18 protein-coding genes are annotated in these 17,654 nt (G+C 64.7%); 7 read left to right on the top strand and 11 right to left on the bottom strand.

Features of this window, described 5'->3' with window-relative positions:
* Window position 1: 1 nt before the first annotated feature.
* The 3 genes from ACJ7Z0_RS14680 to ACJ7Z0_RS14670 are packed head-to-tail and all read right to left on the bottom strand — an operon-like array spanning window position 2 to window position 2,425.
* Window positions 2-424: a MarR family winged helix-turn-helix transcriptional regulator gene (locus ACJ7Z0_RS14680; RefSeq protein ID WP_434790418.1), complete on the bottom strand. Its 423-nt coding sequence runs from the start codon at window positions 422-424 to the stop codon at window positions 2-4.
* A gap of 13 nt (window positions 425-437) precedes the next feature.
* A complete protein-coding gene (locus ACJ7Z0_RS14675; RefSeq protein ID WP_434790417.1) occupies window positions 438-1,409 on the bottom strand; it encodes an alpha-ketoacid dehydrogenase subunit beta in 972 nt (323 codons plus the stop codon).
* A complete protein-coding gene (locus tag ACJ7Z0_RS14670) occupies window positions 1,400-2,425 on the bottom strand; it encodes a thiamine pyrophosphate-dependent dehydrogenase E1 component subunit alpha (protein WP_434790416.1) in 1,026 nt (341 codons plus the stop codon). Before ACJ7Z0_RS14670 ends, ACJ7Z0_RS14675 begins: the two co-directional genes overlap by 10 nt.
* On the opposite strand from ACJ7Z0_RS14670, the gene ACJ7Z0_RS14665 reads away from it, so the two are divergent.
* A complete protein-coding gene (locus tag ACJ7Z0_RS14665) occupies window positions 2,412-2,702 on the top strand; it encodes a hypothetical protein (protein ID WP_434790415.1) in 291 nt (96 codons plus the stop codon). The genes ACJ7Z0_RS14670 and ACJ7Z0_RS14665 overlap by 14 nt on opposite strands.
* Window positions 2,703-2,868: 166 nt before the next feature.
* Here ACJ7Z0_RS14665 and ACJ7Z0_RS14660 read toward each other — a convergent pair whose 3' ends face one another.
* The 4 genes from ACJ7Z0_RS14660 to ACJ7Z0_RS14645 all read right to left on the bottom strand — a co-directional run bounded on the left by ACJ7Z0_RS14660 (window position 2,869) and on the right by ACJ7Z0_RS14645 (window position 8,658).
* A complete protein-coding gene (locus tag ACJ7Z0_RS14660; RefSeq protein ID WP_434790414.1) occupies window positions 2,869-3,999 on the bottom strand; it encodes a branched-chain amino acid ABC transporter substrate-binding protein in 1,131 nt (376 codons plus the stop codon).
* Window positions 4,000-4,529: 530 nt separating this feature from the next.
* Entirely contained in the window at window positions 4,530-5,132 is a 603-nt protein-coding gene (locus ACJ7Z0_RS14655) for a helix-turn-helix domain-containing protein (RefSeq protein ID WP_434790413.1), read from the bottom strand.
* A gap of 122 nt (window positions 5,133-5,254) precedes the next feature.
* Window positions 5,255-6,112, bottom strand: a complete 858-nt coding sequence (purU, locus tag ACJ7Z0_RS14650) for a formyltetrahydrofolate deformylase (protein ID WP_434792664.1) — start codon at window positions 6,110-6,112, stop codon at window positions 5,255-5,257.
* A gap of 92 nt (window positions 6,113-6,204) precedes the next feature.
* Window positions 6,205-8,658 (bottom strand): GcvT family protein, encoded by a 2,454-nt coding sequence (locus tag ACJ7Z0_RS14645; protein WP_434790412.1) that lies wholly within the window; start codon window positions 8,656-8,658, stop codon window positions 6,205-6,207.
* 312 nt (window positions 8,659-8,970) lie between these two features.
* Here ACJ7Z0_RS14645 and ACJ7Z0_RS14640 point away from each other — a divergent pair, with 312 nt between their 5' ends.
* The gene (locus tag ACJ7Z0_RS14640) at window positions 8,971-9,981 is read left to right on the top strand and encodes a LacI family DNA-binding transcriptional regulator (protein WP_434790411.1); all 1,011 of its coding nucleotides are present in this window, start codon (window positions 8,971-8,973) and stop codon (window positions 9,979-9,981) included.
* Window positions 9,982-9,987: 6 nt separating this feature from the next.
* On the opposite strand, the gene ACJ7Z0_RS14635 is transcribed toward ACJ7Z0_RS14640, so the two are convergent.
* Both ACJ7Z0_RS14635 and ACJ7Z0_RS14630 read right to left on the bottom strand, forming a co-directional pair.
* Window positions 9,988-11,061, bottom strand: a complete 1,074-nt coding sequence (locus tag ACJ7Z0_RS14635) for an L-idonate 5-dehydrogenase (RefSeq protein ID WP_434790410.1) — start codon at window positions 11,059-11,061, stop codon at window positions 9,988-9,990.
* Window positions 11,062-11,080: 19 nt separating this feature from the next.
* Complete coding sequence (locus ACJ7Z0_RS14630) at window positions 11,081-12,034, bottom strand: 2-hydroxyacid dehydrogenase (protein ID WP_434790409.1); 954 nt, start codon at window positions 12,032-12,034, stop codon at window positions 11,081-11,083.
* A 183-nt stretch (window positions 12,035-12,217) separates the two neighbouring features.
* Between ACJ7Z0_RS14630 and ACJ7Z0_RS14625 the strand changes: the two genes are divergently transcribed.
* The 4 genes from ACJ7Z0_RS14625 to ACJ7Z0_RS14610 all read left to right on the top strand — a co-directional run bounded on the left by ACJ7Z0_RS14625 (window position 12,218) and on the right by ACJ7Z0_RS14610 (window position 14,854).
* Entirely contained in the window at window positions 12,218-12,979 is a 762-nt protein-coding gene (locus ACJ7Z0_RS14625; RefSeq protein WP_431126675.1) for an SDR family oxidoreductase, read from the top strand.
* A gap of 5 nt (window positions 12,980-12,984) precedes the next feature.
* Complete coding sequence (locus tag ACJ7Z0_RS14620) at window positions 12,985-13,557, top strand: gluconokinase (protein WP_434790408.1); 573 nt, start codon at window positions 12,985-12,987, stop codon at window positions 13,555-13,557.
* The gene (locus ACJ7Z0_RS14615) at window positions 13,554-14,450 is read left to right on the top strand and encodes an NAD(P)-dependent oxidoreductase (RefSeq protein WP_434790407.1); all 897 of its coding nucleotides are present in this window, start codon (window positions 13,554-13,556) and stop codon (window positions 14,448-14,450) included. Before ACJ7Z0_RS14620 ends, ACJ7Z0_RS14615 begins: the two co-directional genes overlap by 4 nt.
* Window positions 14,451-14,515: 65 nt before the next feature.
* Window positions 14,516-14,854, top strand: coding sequence for a putative antibiotic biosynthesis monooxygenase (locus ACJ7Z0_RS14610; RefSeq protein ID WP_431126681.1), 339 nt, complete (start codon window positions 14,516-14,518; stop codon window positions 14,852-14,854).
* A gap of 16 nt (window positions 14,855-14,870) precedes the next feature.
* On the opposite strand, the gene ACJ7Z0_RS14605 is transcribed toward ACJ7Z0_RS14610, so the two are convergent.
* Window positions 14,871-15,794 (bottom strand): LysR family transcriptional regulator, encoded by a 924-nt coding sequence (locus ACJ7Z0_RS14605; protein ID WP_434790406.1) that lies wholly within the window; start codon window positions 15,792-15,794, stop codon window positions 14,871-14,873.
* 67 nt (window positions 15,795-15,861) lie between these two features.
* The gene (locus ACJ7Z0_RS14600; RefSeq protein ID WP_434790405.1) at window positions 15,862-16,293 is read right to left on the bottom strand and encodes a VOC family protein; all 432 of its coding nucleotides are present in this window, start codon (window positions 16,291-16,293) and stop codon (window positions 15,862-15,864) included.
* A gap of 249 nt (window positions 16,294-16,542) precedes the next feature.
* Here ACJ7Z0_RS14600 and xylF point away from each other — a divergent pair, with 249 nt between their 5' ends.
* Entirely contained in the window at window positions 16,543-17,565 is a 1,023-nt protein-coding gene (xylF, locus tag ACJ7Z0_RS14595) for a D-xylose ABC transporter substrate-binding protein (protein ID WP_369654249.1), read from the top strand.
* Window positions 17,566-17,654: the final 89 nt, after the last annotated feature.

Raw genomic sequence — 17,654 nt, 5'->3', positions numbered from 1 at the left:
CTCAGTCGGCGCGCTGGACGGCGGCAACGAGCTTGTCCAGGGTGGCGTCGAGGCGGGCCAGCTCGTCGGCGTTCACGCCCTCGAACAGCACGGCCTCGCGCTGCCGGCCCAGCGCGCCGACGGTTTCGTGCAGCGCCTTGCCGGCCGCCGTGAGATAGAGCCGGCTACGGCGCCGGTCGGTGGGGTCGCCCAGGCGCTGCACGCGCTTGTGGCGCTTCAGGCCGGCCAGCGCGCGGCTCACCGCCATCTTGTCGAGGCCGGTGAAGTCGGCGATCTGCGTCGCGTTGAGCCCGGGCTCGCTGCCCAGCACCGCCATCACGCGCCATTCGTTGAGCGTGAGATGGTGCTCGCGGCCGACCTTCTCATGGAACGGGCGTGCCGTGAGGTTGACCACCCGCACCAGCTTGAAGAACAGCGGGTCCATGGCGCACGGCGGCTCAGCCCAGCAGTTTTCTCGCGCCGGCCGCGATGGCTTCGGCGCCGACGCGCGACTCTGCCTCGAGCACCGGCGCATAGCCGACCGGAATGCGCGGTGCGCCGAGCCGCGCAACGCGGCACCCCGTGGCCTCCGCGGCGCTGGCTGCAATCTCCGCCCCGAAGCCCGCCACCTGCACCGCCTCGTGCACCACCAAAAGCCGCCGCGTGCGCGCACACGATGCGAGCACCGTTTCGCGGTCCCAGGGCCAGAGCGTGCGCAGGTCGATCAGGTCGACCGCAATGCCTTCGGCCGCGAGCGTGTCGCAGGCCGCGGCGCACGCCTGCATCTGCTTGCTCCAGCTCACGAGCGTGAGCGCGTCGCCCTCGCGCACGCGCCGCGCCGTGCCGAGCGGCACGGCCATGTCCTCGTTCACTTCGCCGCGCTGGCCCCAGAGCGTCTTGTGCTCGATGTAGACCACCGGATCGCCGCATTGCAGCGCCGCGCGCAACAGGCTGTAGTTGTCCTGCGGCGTCGAAGGGCTCACCACCACCACGCCCGGCAGGTGAGCAAACCAGGCTTCGAGCGACTGCGAATGCTGCGCGGCCGAGGCATCCCAGATGCCGCCCGGCATGCGCGCCACCAGCGGCACGCGGCCCTGCCCGCCGAACATGAAGCGGTTCTTGGCGGCCTGGTTCACCAGTTCGTCCATTCCGCAGAGCGCGAAGTCGACCACGCGCATTTCCACCACGGGCCGCAGGCCCGCCAGCGCCATGCCCACCCCCGCGCCCATGATCGCGGCCTCGCTGATCGGCGTGTCGATCACGCGCTCGGCGCCGAAGGCCTGCTGCAGGCCCTTGTACTGGCCGAAGATGCCGCCGCGGCCCACGTCCTCGCCGAGCACCACCACGCGCGGATCGGCCTCCATCTCGCGCTGGATGGCGAGCACGGCGGCTTCGGAATAGCTGAGGTCCTGCGTCATCGTCAGTGCCATTGCCCGGCTCCGATGGTCTGCACGTCGGTGAAGGCGTCGCCGGGCTCGGGCCAGGGCGCCGCGTCGGCCACGGCCAGCGCGGTATCGACTTCGTCGCGCGCCGCGTTCTCGATCGCATCGAGCGTGGCTGCGCTGACGCCGTGCGAGAGGAGATGCCCGCGTGCCCGCGCGATCGGATCGGTTTCGAGCGCGGCAGCCAGTTCGGCCGGATCGCGGTAAGCCGCGACGTCGACCGACACATGCCCCTTCACCCGATAGGTCAGCGCATGCAGCAGGCGCGGCCCGTCACCGCCGCGCACCTCGGCGACCAGCCTGGCCGCGGTTTCGTGCACCCCGAACACGTCGTTGCCATCGACCTGCGTCGCCGCGATGTCCATCGAGGCGGCGCGTGCCGATGCACCTTCGCCGGCCGTCATCGGTCCGCTCGCGGTGGTGGCGCTCCAGCGGTTGTCTTCGCAGACGAAGAGCACCGGCAGGTCGTACACGCGCGCCCAGTTCAGCGCCTCGAGAAAGGGCCCGCGGTTGATCGCGCCATCGCCGAAGAAGCAGACCGTGATGTCGCCATTTTTCTTCAGCAGCTTCTGCGCATGCGCCGCACCCACTGCAATCGGCAGTCCCGCCGCCACCACGCCGTTCGCGCCCAGCATGCCGACGGAAAAATCCGCGATGTGCATCGAGCCGCCCTTGCCGCCATTGAAACCGGTGGCCTTGCCGAACAGCTCGCACATCATGCGTGTCAGGTCCGCGCCCTTGGCCAGCGTATGGCCGTGGCCGCGATGCGTGGAGGTGAGGTAGTCGCTCGTTCGCAGATGGGCGCACACGCCAGCGGGCACGGCCTCCTGCCCGGTCGAGAGGTGCAGCGGTCCGCGCACCTTGGCGGAACCGGCGGCCTGCTGGCCATAGGCGCTCACGCCACCCTGGCTCGCCGCTTCCGCGGCATTTTCAAAGGCGCGGATGCGCACCATGGTGCGGTACAGCGCCTGGCCGGCGCCGCTCGGTGAAATGCTCGAACCCATCTTGTCTCCAACGCCTTTGAAACCGGCGGCTTTGGCAAAAATCGTATCAAACGAGACGGAAATCGGGCACGGGGCTTACCCCGCCGGGCTAAAGGATTTCATGAACACACCCAAAACTGCCGAGTGCATGTCGGAAGCAAGTAGATACGCCGTGACGTACCTGCGCGGCCCGGAGATGGTTCAAGACGTCACTGAGCATGGCGTCAGCGCATCAAATGCCGTCGTCTTGCCCGGTGTCAGTGCCGTCAGCGCGACCAAGTGGCTCGCCCGCACCTAGTCGATGGTGCGGCAGGCCTGCTGGACAAATTTCTCGTCCAAAAAGTCACCCCGTTCAATCGAGCCTCATGTGGCCCATCGCGAAGTTGTGGCGCAAGCTGTACCTGCAGGCACGCATTGACTCGTACATGGGCGTGTCCAGGGCGACGGTTGGCCGTGCGATCGCCTCAATAACTTTCGAGGGGCACGGGCACCCCGTTCTTGAATACGTAAACGGTGACGGGCGCCTTCTTCATGTTGCCCTTTTCGTCGTACTCATACAGTCCTGCGATCCCTTTATAGGATGCTTTGTACATTTCGGCGCCGACCTTGTCGACGTCCAGCGAGTTGGCCTTTTGCATCGATTCGGCCACAAGCATGGTCTGGTCGTAGAACGACGCAGCATAGGCATCGGGCTCCTGATTGAAGCGTTTTTGGTACGTCGCCCGAAATTGCGGGCCGTTTGCCGTTTTGTTCAAGATGGCACCGCCCTGCGCGCAGAACAGGGTATCGTCAGCCGCGCTTCCGGCAATCTTGCCGAGTTCCGGCGTGCAGACCGTGTCTCCTCCCAGTAGCTTGGCATTGACGCCAAGCTGCTTCATCTGGCGCACCAGCGGGGCGCCTTGCGGGGTGTAGCCGCCGAAGAAGATGACGTCGGGTTGCTTGCTCTTGAGACTGGTGAGAATCGCAGAAAAGTCGACCGATTTGTCAGTGGTGAATTCCTGACCGACCACCGTCATTCCCAGTGCTTTGGCCTCCTTGATGAATTCATCCGCCAGGCCCTGACCGAAAGCGGTCCGATCATCGATGACGCCGACGGTCTTTGCCTTGAGTGCCTTGGCCGCGTAGGTGGCCATGCTCGCTCCAACTTGGTTGTCACCAGCAATGATGCGAAACAGATTTTTGTACCCGCCCTGCGTGACCTTGGGATTGCTGCCGACCGTGGACAGCATCGCGTTGCCTTCGCTGTAGATGCGCGATGCCGGTATAGCGACGCCTGAGCAGTAAGGACCGAAAACGTACTTGACGCCGCTGTCGATAAGCTTCTGTGCGACCGTCACGCCAGCCCTCGGATCGCATTGATCGTCCTCGGACTGGAGTTCGAACTTGATCGTCTGGCCACCGACCACGATCTTCTTTGCGTTCAAGTCCTGAATGGCCAAGGCGACGCCATTCTGATTGTCTCTGCCAGCGTACGCATTGCCGCCCGACAGGGGGCCGGTCATGCCGATCTTGACGACCTGTTCTGCAGACTGTGCAGTGGTGCCGACGACTAAGCCGAGGCAAAGCGCCGCGAGTTGGAGGTGATTGAGTTGCATGTCGGATCCTGGAGTGAAGAGGGTTGGCAACGTTGTCATCGTCCGACATCCGGCTGATCGCACTTCTCGCTGTGTCATCCGACCAAGCGACACATGAGCCAACCACCCTGGTGCTGAACACCTACGTCGTCGGCGGGTCCTTATTCGGACGAAATTCTCCTGATCCCGAAAAATAAAAACGTTGAACTAATTATTGATCAGAAAAAAAAGCAAGGCAATATTTTTCTCAACCCAGACGCGTGCGCAATCCGCGGGCGATCGCCAGAAGTCAAGGAACCGATTGGGGCGCCCCCGGTTACCTGCCAGGAACCTTCGCAGGAGAAAGGCGCTAGTGAAGACCGGAACACTCTGCAAGCGACAAGCCACTCGGTGCCGACCGCAACTGGAGTCCCCGGCGCATCGAGTTCCGCGGTTCACTGGCACGGGCGAACTTCACCGGTCGTGCCCGGCGGAATTGATGGTCGGCGTGATTGGGAGGGCAGCGCCGGCTTGAAGAGGGGCAGTCAAGCGAGCGGCAGGTGTGCCAATGATCAATAGGTTGGAGGGGAGATCACCCAGACCACCACCGCATCTTCCTTGGTGGGGTTGGCCCATCGAAAGGGCTCGCGCACGATTCTGAAACTGTCGCCGGCATTTACCGTGAAACGCTTTTTCCCGATCCAGAGGTTCAGACTGCCTCTGACGACATAGCCTTCTTCTTCGGTGTCGCGCTGATTGAAAGTTCGAAGTGCGGCGCCCGGTTCAAAGGTACTGAGGAACATTTCAAACGCACCGCCTATATCGGGCGAAAGTAACTCTTCCAGCAGCCCGCTCGTCACAGTGCCTAGCCGTCGCCGCTCGGTGCTCCTTACGATTTTTCCGCGCTCGTTGGATGGAACCTGATCGTGCGAGAAGAACCAGCCTAAGGGCACTTCCAATTTTTGCGCGATGCCCCTGAGGTCTGCGATGGATGGGGACGCGTTGCCTCTTTCAAGTTGACTGATGAAGCTGATCGAACGCGAAATTGCCGTGGCCACGTCCGTCAAAGAGTAGCCTCGCGCCTTCCGAAGTTTTCTGATCTCTTCACCCAGGCTCGCACCGTCGACATTTGCCGGTGCCGAATCTCCGCCTGCAAGGATATTGTCTGTCTTCATCACCGAAGCACATAATAACCGAGCGGCTTTTCCTTCCAAGAACAAAAGGTTTGCAGTTTTTTCCTGCTGGCAAAACGGGACTTCGCGCTGCGGGGAATCGCTTCGCGGATGAGCGAAGCCGTTTACTTGAAGACGACGGTGCGGCTTCCATTGGGGATCAGGCGGTGCTCGGCATGCCACTTGACCGCTCGGGCCAATACGACGCTTTCCACGTCCCTGCCAAGAGACGTCAGTGCCGCTGGGCTCATGGCATGGTCGGCGCGTTCGACACCTTGCTCGATGATGGGGCCTTCATCCAGGTCACCGGTGACGTAGTGGGCGGTGGCACCGATCAGCTTCACACCACGTTCGTAAGCCTGATAGTAAGGTTTCGCGCCTTTGAATCCTGGCAGAAAGCTGTGGTGAATGTTGATGGCCTTGCCGGCAAGTTTTCTACAAAGGTCATCACTCAGGACTTGCATGTAGCGGGCAAGCACGACCAGCTCTGCTTTTTCCCCACCAACGATCCGCAGCAGCTCGGCTTCTGCTTCTGCCTTGGTGTCAGGCGAGACAGGAATGTGGTGGAACGGGATGTCATAGGAGGCCGCCAACTGATAGAAGTCTCGATGATTCGACACGATCGCCCTGACGTCGATGGGAAGCAGTCCGGTCTTCCAGCGCAACAGAAGATCATGCAGGCAATGGCCGAGTTTGGACACCATGATGACGGTGGGCATGCGCACCTGCGTGTCCACTAACTGCCACTCCATGCCGAATTCCTCGGCGGTGTTCGCAAATTGCGAGCGCAAGTCCTGCAGGCTGACGGCTTCTTCCTGCATGGTGAAAGCTATGCGCATGAAGAAACGCTTGGCTTCCTGATCATTGAACTGCGCGGCCTCTTCGATGTTCCCATTGCGATCACTCAGGAATCGAGAAACGGCGCTGACGATTCCGCGCCGGTCGTTGCAGGTCAGGCTCAGCACATAGGAAAGAGAAGGCAAGTTCACGGTGGCTCCAGAGAGAAGGGGGATCGAAGCAGCAGAGGTTTCCCCCGTTCGGCTTCTCCGTTTGGGTTTGGCTGTCCTGACGCCGTTCATGCCTTGACGCGCTGCTGTTTGGGATCGTAGAAAGGTGCCAGTTGAGCCTGCGCCTCGTAGCGCTCCCATCCAATTTCGATCTCGAACTTCTGTGCCGTCAGCCATTCGGCTGTGATCGCCTCGGACGCGCGTATATAGCCCATACCTAGCGACGCTTCGATGCGGTGGCCGTACATGCCCGAAGTGATCGACCCGGCACGCGCGTTGTTCACCCAGATCGGCTCCTCCTTGTAAAGCAGGCGGTCGGTGTCCTTCAGCCGGAACTGGAGCAGGCGCTTCTTGGGTGTGCCCTCGGCTTTTTGACGCAGCAGCGCGTCCTTGCCAATGAAATCGATTGGCTTGTCGTAAGCGACGGCAAAGCCGAGGCCAGCTTCGATATTGGTGTCTTCGACGCTGATGTCGTCACCCCAATGGCGGTAGCCTTTTTCCATGCGGCAGGCGTTCATCGCATGCATGCCGGCCAGCGACAACCCGAATTCCGAGCCAGCTTCACGCAGCCGTTCGTAGACATGCAGGGCAAATTCACCTGGGATGTAAAGCTCCCATCCCAATTCGCCCACGTAGGTGATACGGCTGGCGCGCACTTGCGCATACCCGATCTCGATCATCTGCGATGTACCGAAAGGGAAGGCGTCATTGGAAAAGTCGGTGTGCGGTGCGGCCTTTTCCAGCACCGCACGCGCCTTCGGTCCCATCAGGCCCAGCATTGGCGTACCTGCCGTCTGGTCGACGACGAAGCAGTGGCTCGCCGCCTCGGCGTGCCGGCGCAGGTAGGACAGGTCCCGGAAGTGTGTCGCCGCAGCAGATACGACCAGGAACTGCTGTTCGCCCGTTCGGGTGATGGTCAAGTCCGCCTCGATTCCTCCGCGCGGGTTGAGCCACTGCGTATAGACGAGCTTGTTCAACGGGACGTCGATCCGATTGCACGAAATGGTCTCGAGGACCGTCAAGGCATCTCGCCCTTCGACCAGAAACTTGGTCATCGTGCTTTGGTCATACAGCGCGACGCTGTCCCGCGTCGCGCGGCACTCGGCCGCAACATGCGGGAACCAATTTTGTTTACCGTAGCTGTATTCGTATTCTGGCGCCACGCCTTTTGGCGCAAACCAGTTGGGGCGCTCCCACCCGGCGAGTTCGCCGTACACGGCACCTTCCTGCATGAGCTTGTCGTAGAAATGACTGCGCCTGGCGCCACGCGCCGTGGTGTATTGGTAGAACGGCCAGTGTGTCTTGTAGAGCAAACCCAAGGTTTCGACGGTCCGGTCATGCAGATATTGCCGGGTGCCCTGAAACGGATTCATCCGCTGCACCTCGATGTCGACCAGGTCGAGCGGTGGGCGGCGGTCCCGTATCCATTCAGCCAGTACTTTGCCTGCGCCCCCCGAACTCTGAATGCCGATGGAATTGAAGCCACAGGCAACGAACAGGTCTTTGACTTCCGCGGTTTCACCCAGCAGATAGCGGTCGTCGGGCGTAAAGCTCTCCGGGCCGTTGAACCAGGTTTGGATGCCCGTGTTTTCGAGTGCGGGCATGCGTGAAGCGGCCTTTTCCAGGACAGGCATGAAGTGATCCATGTCCTCGGGCAGGGAGTCGAAAAAAAAGTCTTCGCGGATCCCCTTCATTCCCCACGGCTTGGCCTTGGGCTCGAAGCAACCAAGCAGAATCTTGCCTGCATCTTCCTTGTAGTAGGCCCATTCGTCGGGGACACGCAGCACGGGCAGATTCCCTGGCAAATCCTTGATGTGGTCGGTAACGATGTAGAAATGTTCCGCCGCATGCAGTGGAATGTTCACCCCGGTCTGGCGGCCCAGCTCATGCGACCACATGCCGGCGGCAATCACAACGGTGGAGGAACGCACCTCGCCTTGGTCGGTGACCACACCCACAGCCTTGCCGCCTTCCTTGAGGATGCGTTCCACCTTGACGTTCTCGATGATCTTCGCCCCGCCCATGCGCGCACCTTTGGCATAAGCCTGGGTGACGTCTACAGGATTGCATTGGCCATCCTTGTGCAGGAATACACCCCCCACCACGCTGTCGAGGTTGATGTACGGGTACCGCTGCAAGATGTCCCGTGGCGAGATGACATCCACCTCCAGGCCGAAGTTCTGCGCCATCGAAGCCTGCCGCTTCAACTCCTCCATTCGCTCTTGCGTCAATGCAACGGAGATCGAGCCGTTCTGCTTGAGTCCGGTGGCCTGGCCGGTTTCCGCCTCCAGTTTGTAGATCAGATCGGTCGTGTATTTGGCCAGCTCTGTCAGGTTGCGCGTCGCACGAAGCTGGCCGACCAGCCCGGCTGCGTGCCAAGTCGTACCGCAGGTGAGTTGTCTGCGTTCAAGCAGCAGCACGTCGCGGATGCCCAGCTTGGTCAAGTGATAGGCGATCGAGCATCCGACCACGCCGCCTCCGATGATCACGACGTCTGCATAAGACGGAACCGTTGCTGCCATGGCAAGTGCCCTATGGGAAGAAAAAAATAGTTTACTTTATTTTTTCTGAGAAGAATAGTGATTGGTATTTTTCTCAACGCAAAGTTGTCCTATGTTGATGTGCCGGACCTCCCCCTTAGAGGCCAAGGCTGGCGAGGAGCAACGTGATGGCGCCAGCACGCTGAACCAGGGATGCATGTAGTCCCTTGCTTTGCGATATCGGTAACCTTAAGCCTCTGTTCCCGCCCGTCCTCGCCTATCCTCGGACCCGCATCCAGAGAAAGCACCTTGCCCTCGACCAAAGCCTCCGCCCCCCTGCCTCGTCCGGCGACGATGGCCGACGTCGCCGCGCGCGTCGGCGTCTCGAAGATGACCGTGTCGCGTGCGCTCAACCGGCGCACGGGCAGCGACCGCGCCACCTCGGAGGCGCTGCGCCAGCGCATCCTGCAGGCCTGCGAAGAGATGGGCTACGTCATCGACCAGACCGCGCGCACCTTCTCCAGCAAGCGCTCGGGTTTCGTCGCGGTGCTGATTCCGTCGCTGAACAACTCCAACTTTTCAGAAACCGCGCAAGGCATTGCCGCCGCCCTGGAAGCGCGCGGGTTGCAGCTGCTGCTGGGCTATACCGACTACCGCGTGGAGACCGAGGAACGCCTTGTCCGTGCGATGCTCGCGCGCCGCCCCGAGGGCGTGATCCTCACCGGAGGCGCGCACACGTCCGCCGCGCGCGCCATGCTGCAGGCGGCCGGCATTCCGGTGGTCGAGACCTGGGATCTGCCCGCCACCCCCATCGAGCACACGGTCGGCTTCTCCAACGCGCAAGCGGCCGCCGCGATGGTGCGGCACCTGCACGGCCAGGGCTACCGGCGCATCGCCTTCATCGGCGGCACCTCGAACCGCGACACCCGCGGGGCCGACAGGCAGCGCGGCTATGTCGAGGCGATCCGCGAACTGGGCCTGCCCGATGGGCGCGTCATCAGCTTCGGCCAGCCGCCGATCTCGATGGCGCAAGGGGGCGAGGCCGTGGTGCAGCTGATCCATCAATGGCCCGACGTGGATGCCGTGATGTGCGTGTCCGATCTCTCGGCCTTCGGCGCGCTGATGGAATGCCAGCGCCGCGGCTGGGACGTGCCGGGCCGCATCGCGATCGCGGGTTTCGGCGACTTCGAGGTGGCGCGCGCCTGCCATCCGCGCATCACCACCGTGGCGGTGGATTGCGTGGGCATCGGCAGGGCCGCGGGCGAACTGCTGCTGCGGGTGATCGACGGCGCCCGCGAAGGCAATCGGCCGCCCGCGGAAACGGTGCTGATCCCGTTTCGCGTCGTGCAGCGGGAAAGCTCCTGAGGCCGATCAGGCCGCGGCGTTTTCCGCGCCGGTGTCGGCAAAGTCGATCAGCACCTTCATCGCACGCTGGCGGTCGCTCGCCAGTTCGAAGGCCTCGCGTGCCTGCTGCATCGGGAAGGTGTGCGACACGACCGGCGACAGATCGACCCGGCCTTCGTTGATGAGCCGCACCGCCAGCGCGAACTCCGCATGGAAGCGGAACGAGCCGCAGATGCTGAGCTCCTTCGCAACCACCATGTTCTGCGGAATGCTCACGTCGCCGCCCAGCCCCAGCTGCACCACCACGCCGCGCGGGCGCATGACCTCCAGCCCGTCGCGCAGCGCGCGCTCGTTGCCCGAGCATTCGAGCATCACGTCGAAGGTGCCCTTGTCGGCCGAATAGCGCGACACCCAGGCCTTGTCCTGCGCGACGTTGATGGTGTGGTCGGCGCCCATGGCGCGCGCGAAGGTGAGCGGTTCGTCGACGACGTCGGTGGCGGTGATTTCGGCCGCGCCGTGCGCACGCGCCGCCGCAATGGCCAGCACGCCGATGGGCCCGCAGCCCGACACCAGCACGCGCTTGCCCAGGAGCGGGCCTGCGCGCGACACGCCATGCAGCCCCACCGAGAACGGCTCGGCCAGCGCCGCGAGGCGCAGCGGCACGTGCGCCGCCACCTTCACGCACTGCGTGGCCTCGCACAGCAGCATGTTGCGGAACGCGCCCTGCACGTGCGGCGTGCGCATGGCGCTGCCGTAGAAGCGCATGTCCAGGCACTGGTTGGGCAGGCCTTCGAGGCAGAACTTGCAGGCGCCGCACGGGCGGCTCGGGTTGATGGCCACCTTGTCGCCGATGCGCACGCTGTCGACGCCGGGCGCCGTGGCCACCACGGTGCCCGCCACTTCGTGGCCCAGCACCATCGGCTCCTTGATGCGCACGGTGCCGAAGCCGCCGTTGTGAAAGTAATGCAGGTCGGAGCCGCAGATGCCGCCCATGCCAACCTTGACCAGCACCTGGCCCGGGCCGATGTCTCCGGCGTCCTGTTCTTCCAGGCGCAGGTCATCGGGGGCATGGATCACGAGGCACATACAACGCATACGCATGGGGTTCTCCTTCAGGCCGTCAGGCGACCGGGGTGACGAGGGGCTGGCCACCGAAGTGAGCCTGCAGATTACGGCGAACCAGTTCGCCCATGGCGCGGCGGGTCTCCTCGGTGCCGCTGCCATGGTGCGGATGCAGCACCACATTGTCGAGCGCCGCAAAGCGCGGGTCGATGCGCGGCTCGTTCAGAAACACGTCGAGCGCCGCGCCCGCGATGCTGCGCTGCTCGAGCGCCTGCAGCAGTGCGCCCTCGTCCACCGTGGTGCCGCGCGACACGTTCACCAGCCAGCCCTTGGGGCCCAGCGCCTGCAGCACCTCGGCATCGACGATGCCGCGCGTGGCCTCGCCGCCGGGCAGGATGACGATGAGCACGTCGCACCATTCGGCCATGGCCGCAAGACTGTTGAAGTGGCGCAGCGCACTGTCTTCGCGCGCCGTGCGGCTGAAGTAGCCCAGCTCCATCTCGAAGCCCGAGAGCCGCCGGGCGATGGTGCTGCCGATGCGCCCGAAACCGGCAATGCCCACGCGCTGGCCGAAGACGCGCGTGGCCAGCGGCATCGGGCCCTGGGCCCATTCGCCGCTGCGCACGAAGCGGTCGCCGGCCGGAATGCGCCGCTGCAGCGCGAGCGTGAGGCCCACGGCAAGGTCGGCCACGTCGCCATTGAGCACGTCGGGCGTGTTGGTGACGCGGATGCCGCGCGCGCGGCAGGCCGCAAGGTCGATGCCGTCGGTGCCCACGCCGTAGCAGGCGACCAGCTCCAGCCTGGGCAGCGAGGCGATCAGCTCGGCGCTCGCGCCCAACTCGCCGCGCGTGGCCACCGCGCGGATTTGCGGGGCGTGTTCGGCGATGAAGGCCTGCCGGTCCGGCGCCTCCCACCAGCGAAGCAGCGTGTAGCTCGCCGCCATCGGCGCCATGTCCCATTCCGGATAGGGGCCGGGCATCAGCACGTGCGGGGGTGTAGTGGCAGCGGTCAAGCGAATTCTCCTGCGGGTGGCGCGGCTGGGCGCAATAAAGATACCGGTAACTTTAACCTTTGCCTGAGGTCGTCCAAAGGAAGTTCCACCAAGGTTTTCACCCTTGACGCTCCAATAGGATACCGGTAACGTATTCGCATTGCCGCCTCGTGCGCATTCCGCCCATTCCTCCTGGAGCCCCGCTTGAAACTGTTCGACCTCTCCGGGCGCACCGCCCTCATCACCGGCTCCAGCAAGGGCATCGGCTTCGCGCTGGCCGCGGCGCTGGGCTCGGCCGGCGCACGCATCGTGCTCAATGCGCGCGATGCCGGCGCGCTCGAAGCCGCGCGCGACGCCTTGCGCGCCCGGGGCGTCGCGGCCGAAGCCATGGCCTTCGACGTGACGGACGCCGCCGCGGTGGAAGCGGGCGTGGCACGCATCGAAGCCGAAGTCGGCCCCATCGACATCCTGGTCAACAACGCCGGCATGCAGCACCGCGGCGCGTTCGCGGAGTTTCCGATCGACGCCTGGCACAAGATCACCACCACCAACATCGACAGCGTGTTCTTCGTCGGCCGCTTCGTGGCGCAGCGCATGATCGAGCGCAAGCGCGGCAAGATCATCAACGTCTGCTCGGTTCAGAGCGAGCTGGGCCGCCCCGGCATCGCGCCCTACGCGGCCACCAAGGGCGCCGTGAAGATGCTCACCAAGGGCATGGCCATCGACCTCGGCAAGTACGGCATCCAGGTCAACGGCCTGGGGCCCGGCTATTTCAAGACCGAGCTGACGCAGGCGCTGGTCGCCGACGAGGCATTCACCGCGTGGCTTTCCGGCCGCACGCCCGCCGGGCGCTGGGGCGACGTGGAAGAACTGGGCGGCGCGGCGATCTTTCTCGCGTCGGACGCATCGAGCTTCGTCAACGGCCACATCCTGTACGTGGACGGCGGCATCACCGCCAGCCTCTGATTCCCATGGCCCCCCTTCAGCAGCAACCGCACCGGGCAAGGCTGGCCGTGGTGGTGATGGGCGTCTCGGGCACCGGCAAGAGCAGCGTGGCCGCCGGCCTGGCCTGTGTGCTGGGCGTGCCCTGGGTGGACGGCGACGACCTGCACCTGCCGGAGGCGGTGGCGCGCATGCGCGGCGGCGTGCCGCTCTGCGACGAGGACCGCTGGCCTTGGCTGGAACGCATCGGTGCGCGATTGAGCGACGAAGCTGCGGCGCCGGCAGGCGTGGTGGTGGCTTGCTCGGCATTGAAGCGCGCCTACCGCGACCGCTTGCGCACGGCGGCACCCGGCCTGCACTTCGTCTGCCTGGACGGTCCGCGCGCACTGGTCCGGCACCGGCTGGAGGAACGCACCGGCCATTACATGCCGCCCGCGCTGCTCGACAGCCAGCTGCAGAGCTTCGAGAAACCCGGCGCGGACGAGCCGGAGGTACTGCACGCCGGCATCGAGGAGCCGGTGCCGCTGATCGTGGCCTCTGTGGGCGCGCGCCTGATCGCGTTCGCACAGAATTGCTCCGCCTCACTGAAAGTTGCCGCATGACATTCCCAAGCCAGCGCGTGGCCGTGATCGGCGTCGGCATCATGGGCTCGGCCATTGCGCGGCGCCTGCTCGAATGCGGCCACACGGTGCGCGTGTTCGACCTCGACACCGCCAAGGTCGCCGCGCTGGAGCCGCACGGCGCGCACGTCGCCGGCACCGCGGCCATGGCCGCGGCGGCTAGCGACTTCGTCATCACCAGCCTCAATTCGGCGGCCGTGGTGGAGCGTGCGCTCTTCGGAGAAACCGGCGTGGCCGCCGCCGAGCCCGCGGATTCGCGCCGGCTGCTGATCGACATGTCGTCCATCGATCCGGTCTCCACGCGTCGGCTCGCGCAGCTGCTGCGCGAACGCACGGGCATGGGCTTCGTCGATGCGCCGCTCTCGGGCGGCGCCCCCAAGGCCCTCGTCGGCCAGCTGACGGTCATGGCGGGCGGCAGCGAAGACGACGTGGCACGTGCTCGCGCCGTGATGGACAGCCTGTGCGCCAACTACACCCGCATGGGCGAAAGCGGCGCCGGGCAGACCACCAAGCTGGTCAACCAGCTGCTCTGCGCCATCGGCTTCCAGGCCGTGGCCGAGGCGGTGCGGCTGGCCGAAGCCGGCGGCGTCGATGCGTCGAAGCTGCACACCGCGCTGGCCGGCGGCCGGGCCGACAGCCAGATCCTGCGCGAGTTCGGCCCCAAGATGGCCGCACGCGATCTCACGCCCACCGGCCGCATCGACAACATGCTCAAGGACCTCGAGGCCGTGCAGGCTTTTGCGCAAGCCGAACGCCTGCCGCTGCCACTGGCGGGCGCGGTCTCCGAGCTGCACCGCGCCTTCGTGGCGGCCGGTCTCGGGGCCGAGGACACGGCGGCCATGATGCGCCAGTTCAACGGCTACGCGCGCGACTGAAGCACGCATTGGCCGCACCCTGCGCGCGGCCCGACAACACATTTCAACCAGTAAAGAAGACACCCATGTTCATCCGTTGCGCGTTTTTCCGGGGCAAGGTCAAGGCCGGCATGGAAGAGGCTTTCGACCGGCACGTGCACGAGAAGCTGGTGCCGCTCTGGACCCGTTTTCCCGGCGTGCTCGAAGTGCGCGTGCTGCGCCAGATCGAAAGCGATGTGAGCGATCCCGAACTGGCCATGGTGCTGTCGACCCGCTATGCCAGCCGCGAAGACATCGCGCTGGCGCTCGATTCGCCCGTGCGCTACGAAAGCCGCGAGCTCTCCAAGCATCTGTTCGAGATGTTCGACGGCACGGTCTTTCACACGGTGTTCAGCGCCGAAGAATTTCCGCTCGCCAACCGCTGATGCGGCGGGCGACGGCCTAGCGGCGCTTGGCGCCTTCGGCCTTCGCCTTCGGAGGCCGGGCCTTTTCTTCCGCGGCTTCTGCCGCCTCCCGCAAGCACTGCGCAAACTGCGCAACCACCGGCGGACTCGCCCGCGGCTTGCGTTGAAGAAGCCCCACCTCGCGATAGAAAGTGAGCTCGCCCAGCGAAAGCACGCGAACGCCCGCCGGAAGGGGAAGGTGCGCCTCGACCAGCGGAACCAGCGCAACGCCCAGTCCCTTGGCGGTCATGTGGATGAGGCCGGGTATCTCGTCCAGCTCGATGGCGTCTTTCACCACAAGCCCTTCGCGCCGAAGAAATCTTTCCACCATGCGCCCGCCGAACGACGCGCGGTCGTAGCGCAGGAAGGGCTGCTCCTGGAGCAGCGTGCGCCAGTCTTTTCCGGGCACCTTCGTCGGCGCAATGAGAACGTAAGGCTCGTGCACCAGCGATTGCCACATCAGGTCCGGAAGAATCCCGAACGGCGGCCGGATCATCACGGCCGCATCGATCTTGCCCGCGTCGAGCTCGTCCATCAGCCGCATCGACACGCCCGGCGACACGTGGACCCGCAGCAGCGGCAGCGTGGCGCGCAGCTTGGCCAGCGCCCGCGCCACCAGCGTCGATTGGGCCGAAGCGATGGCGCCGATCCGCAGCAGCCCGCCGTTCGAGGCGTCGTCCGGCAGCTCGCCGAGCTTTGCATAGAGCGCACAGATCTCCTCGGCGCGTGCCAGGGTCGTCTCCCCGGCGGCGTTCAAGGTGGCCGACCGCCCGGTCCTGTCGAAGAGCTCGAACCCCAAGGCATCTTCGAGCCGCTTGATCTGGCTGCTGACCGCCGATTGGGTCAGGCCGATCCGTTCTCCGGCGGCGGCGAAGGTGCCGTGGCGGCAGACGGAGATGAAGGTTCTGAGCTCGTTGATCATGAACCGAGCATCTCAAGAATCGATGCGCGGTTCAATGAGTCATCACCATCTGCTGTGGCTGGCGCTTTCAGACGGCGAACAGCGAGTCCAGGTTCGCGAACGACTTCATCTCAATGGCATTGCCCGAGGGGTCGAGAAAGAACATGGTCGCCTGCTCGCCCGGCTCGCCCTTGAAGCGGATGTAGGGCTCGATCACGAAGCGGGTTTTCCGGGCGACCAGCTTGTCGGCCATCGCCTGCCATTTGTCCATCGGAAGAATCGCGCCGAAGTGGCGCACCGGCACGTCATGGCCGTCCACCGCGCTGCTGGCCTTGTGGCCGCATTCATCGGGCGCCAGGTGCGCCACGATCTGGTGGCCGTAGAAATCGAAATCGACCCACTCGGGCGCGCTGCGGCCTTCCGGGCAACCCAGAAGCTTGCCATAGAAGGCGCGCGCTTCGGCAATGTCGCGAACGGGAAAAGCCAGATGGAACGGAATTCTTTCGGTGGGCGCGGTCATGGTTCGAATCGCATCTGTGAGTTCAGGAGCGCCGAACTTTAAGCAGCGAATCACATAACCGAAAACGATATATTTTTTCTCTGAGCATTGAATATTTCGATGTTTCGCCACGCCTCCGCGCGCGCCTGTTCCCCGGGAATTCCCGGATGCCCATCGTCCGGCGGCGATGGGATAGTTAGTTCGCCCTTCAAACTAACTAATTTCTTACACGGCTTTTTCGCCGGGCAAATCCTCCAAGGAGAGACATCGATGCAACTCAAGCACACCCTGGCCGCCATGGCCTTCGGCCTCACCGCAGTGGGCGCACTGGCCCAGACCGTGGTCGGCGTGAGCTGGTCCAACTTTCAGGAAGAACGTTGGAAGACCGACGAGGCCGCCATCAAGGCCCAGCTCGAGAAGCTCGGCGCCAAGTACATCAGTGCCGACGCGGGCGGCTCGCCCGAGAAGCAGCTGGGCGACATCGAGGGGTTGATGTCCAAGGGCGCCAAGGCGCTCATCGTGCTGGCGATGGACAAGGACGCGATCCTGCCAGCCATCACCAAGGCCACGCGCCAGAAGGTGCCCGTGGTCGCGTACGACCGGTTGATCGAGGCGCCGGGCGTCTTCTACATCACCTTCGACAACGTCGAGGTCGGCCGCATGGAGGCGCGCGAGGTCTTCAAGGTCAAGCCCAAGGGCAACTACGTGATCATCAAGGGCTCGCCGAGCGACCCGAACGCCGACTTTTTGCGCGCGGGCCAGCAAGAGGTGCTGGACGCCGCCGTGAAGAAGGGCGACATCAAGATCGTCGGCGACGAATACACCGAGGGCTGGAAGCCCGAGGTCGCGCAGAAGAACATGGAGCAGATCCTCACCAAGGTCGGCAACAAGGTCGATGCGGTGGTGGCGGCCAACGACGGCACGGCCGGCGGGGCGGTGGCGGCGCTCACGGCCAAGGGCCTGCGCGGCGTTCCGGTGTCGGGACAGGACGCGGACTTTGCGGCGCTCAACCGTATTGCGCTGGGCACGCAGACCGCCACCGTCTTCAAGGACTCGCGCGAACTCGGCCGCGAAGCCGCCAGCGCCGCCATCGCGCTGACGCAGGGCAAGCCGGCCGAGAAGGCCGCGCCGTGGAATTCCGGTCCGAAGAAGATCTCGCTCTCGTCGCGCCTGCTCACGCCGGTGCCGATCACGCGCGACAACCTCGACGTGGTCGTGAAGGCCGGCTGGATCAAGAAGGACGAGCTCTGCAAGGGCGTCCCGGCCGCCAGCGCGCCAGCCGCCTGCAAGTAGCGGGTGCGCCCGCAGGCGCTCCCCGATCCGTGCCGTCTCGCGGTTCCGGTCGGCCCGAAGGCCGGGCCGGCGCGCGGCCGCGCACCTCC

The sequence above is a fragment of the Variovorax palleresanus genome, from assembly GCF_051144945.1.
Taxonomy (GTDB): domain Bacteria; phylum Pseudomonadota; class Gammaproteobacteria; order Burkholderiales; family Burkholderiaceae_C; genus Variovorax; species Variovorax paradoxus_S.
Note: the sequence above shows the minus strand (reverse complement) of the source record. Positions and strands in the feature narration are given on the sequence as shown.

What these genes read in the sequence shown, in the direction of transcription:
- ACJ7Z0_RS14680 (WP_434790418.1), bottom strand. Translation starts at nt 424, where the DNA reads ATGGACCCGCTGTTCTTCAAGCTGGTGCGGGTGGTCAACCTCACGGCA.
- ACJ7Z0_RS14675 (WP_434790417.1), bottom strand. Translation starts at nt 1,409, where the DNA reads ATGGCACTGACGATGACGCAGGACCTCAGCTATTCCGAAGCCGCCGTG.
- ACJ7Z0_RS14665 (WP_434790415.1), top strand. Translation starts at nt 2,412, where the DNA reads ATGCTCGAACCCATCTTGTCTCCAACGCCTTTGAAACCGGCGGCTTTG.
- ACJ7Z0_RS14670 (WP_434790416.1), bottom strand. Translation starts at nt 2,425, where the DNA reads ATGGGTTCGAGCATTTCACCGAGCGGCGCCGGCCAGGCGCTGTACCGC.
- ACJ7Z0_RS14660 (WP_434790414.1), bottom strand. Translation starts at nt 3,999, where the DNA reads ATGCAACTCAATCACCTCCAACTCGCGGCGCTTTGCCTCGGCTTAGTC.
- ACJ7Z0_RS14655 (WP_434790413.1), bottom strand. Translation starts at nt 5,132, where the DNA reads ATGAAGACAGACAATATCCTTGCAGGCGGAGATTCGGCACCGGCAAAT.
- ACJ7Z0_RS14645 (WP_434790412.1), bottom strand. Translation starts at nt 8,658, where the DNA reads ATGGCAGCAACGGTTCCGTCTTATGCAGACGTCGTGATCATCGGAGGC.
- ACJ7Z0_RS14640 (WP_434790411.1), top strand. Translation starts at nt 8,971, where the DNA reads ATGGCCGACGTCGCCGCGCGCGTCGGCGTCTCGAAGATGACCGTGTCG.
- ACJ7Z0_RS14635 (WP_434790410.1), bottom strand. Translation starts at nt 11,061, where the DNA reads ATGCGTATGCGTTGTATGTGCCTCGTGATCCATGCCCCCGATGACCTG.
- ACJ7Z0_RS14620 (WP_434790408.1), top strand. Translation starts at nt 12,985, where the DNA reads ATGGCCCCCCTTCAGCAGCAACCGCACCGGGCAAGGCTGGCCGTGGTG.
- ACJ7Z0_RS14615 (WP_434790407.1), top strand. Translation starts at nt 13,554, where the DNA reads ATGACATTCCCAAGCCAGCGCGTGGCCGTGATCGGCGTCGGCATCATG.
- ACJ7Z0_RS14610 (WP_431126681.1), top strand. Translation starts at nt 14,516, where the DNA reads ATGTTCATCCGTTGCGCGTTTTTCCGGGGCAAGGTCAAGGCCGGCATG.
- ACJ7Z0_RS14605 (WP_434790406.1), bottom strand. Translation starts at nt 15,794, where the DNA reads ATGATCAACGAGCTCAGAACCTTCATCTCCGTCTGCCGCCACGGCACC.
- ACJ7Z0_RS14600 (WP_434790405.1), bottom strand. Translation starts at nt 16,293, where the DNA reads ATGACCGCGCCCACCGAAAGAATTCCGTTCCATCTGGCTTTTCCCGTT.
- xylF (WP_369654249.1), top strand. Translation starts at nt 16,543, where the DNA reads ATGCAACTCAAGCACACCCTGGCCGCCATGGCCTTCGGCCTCACCGCA.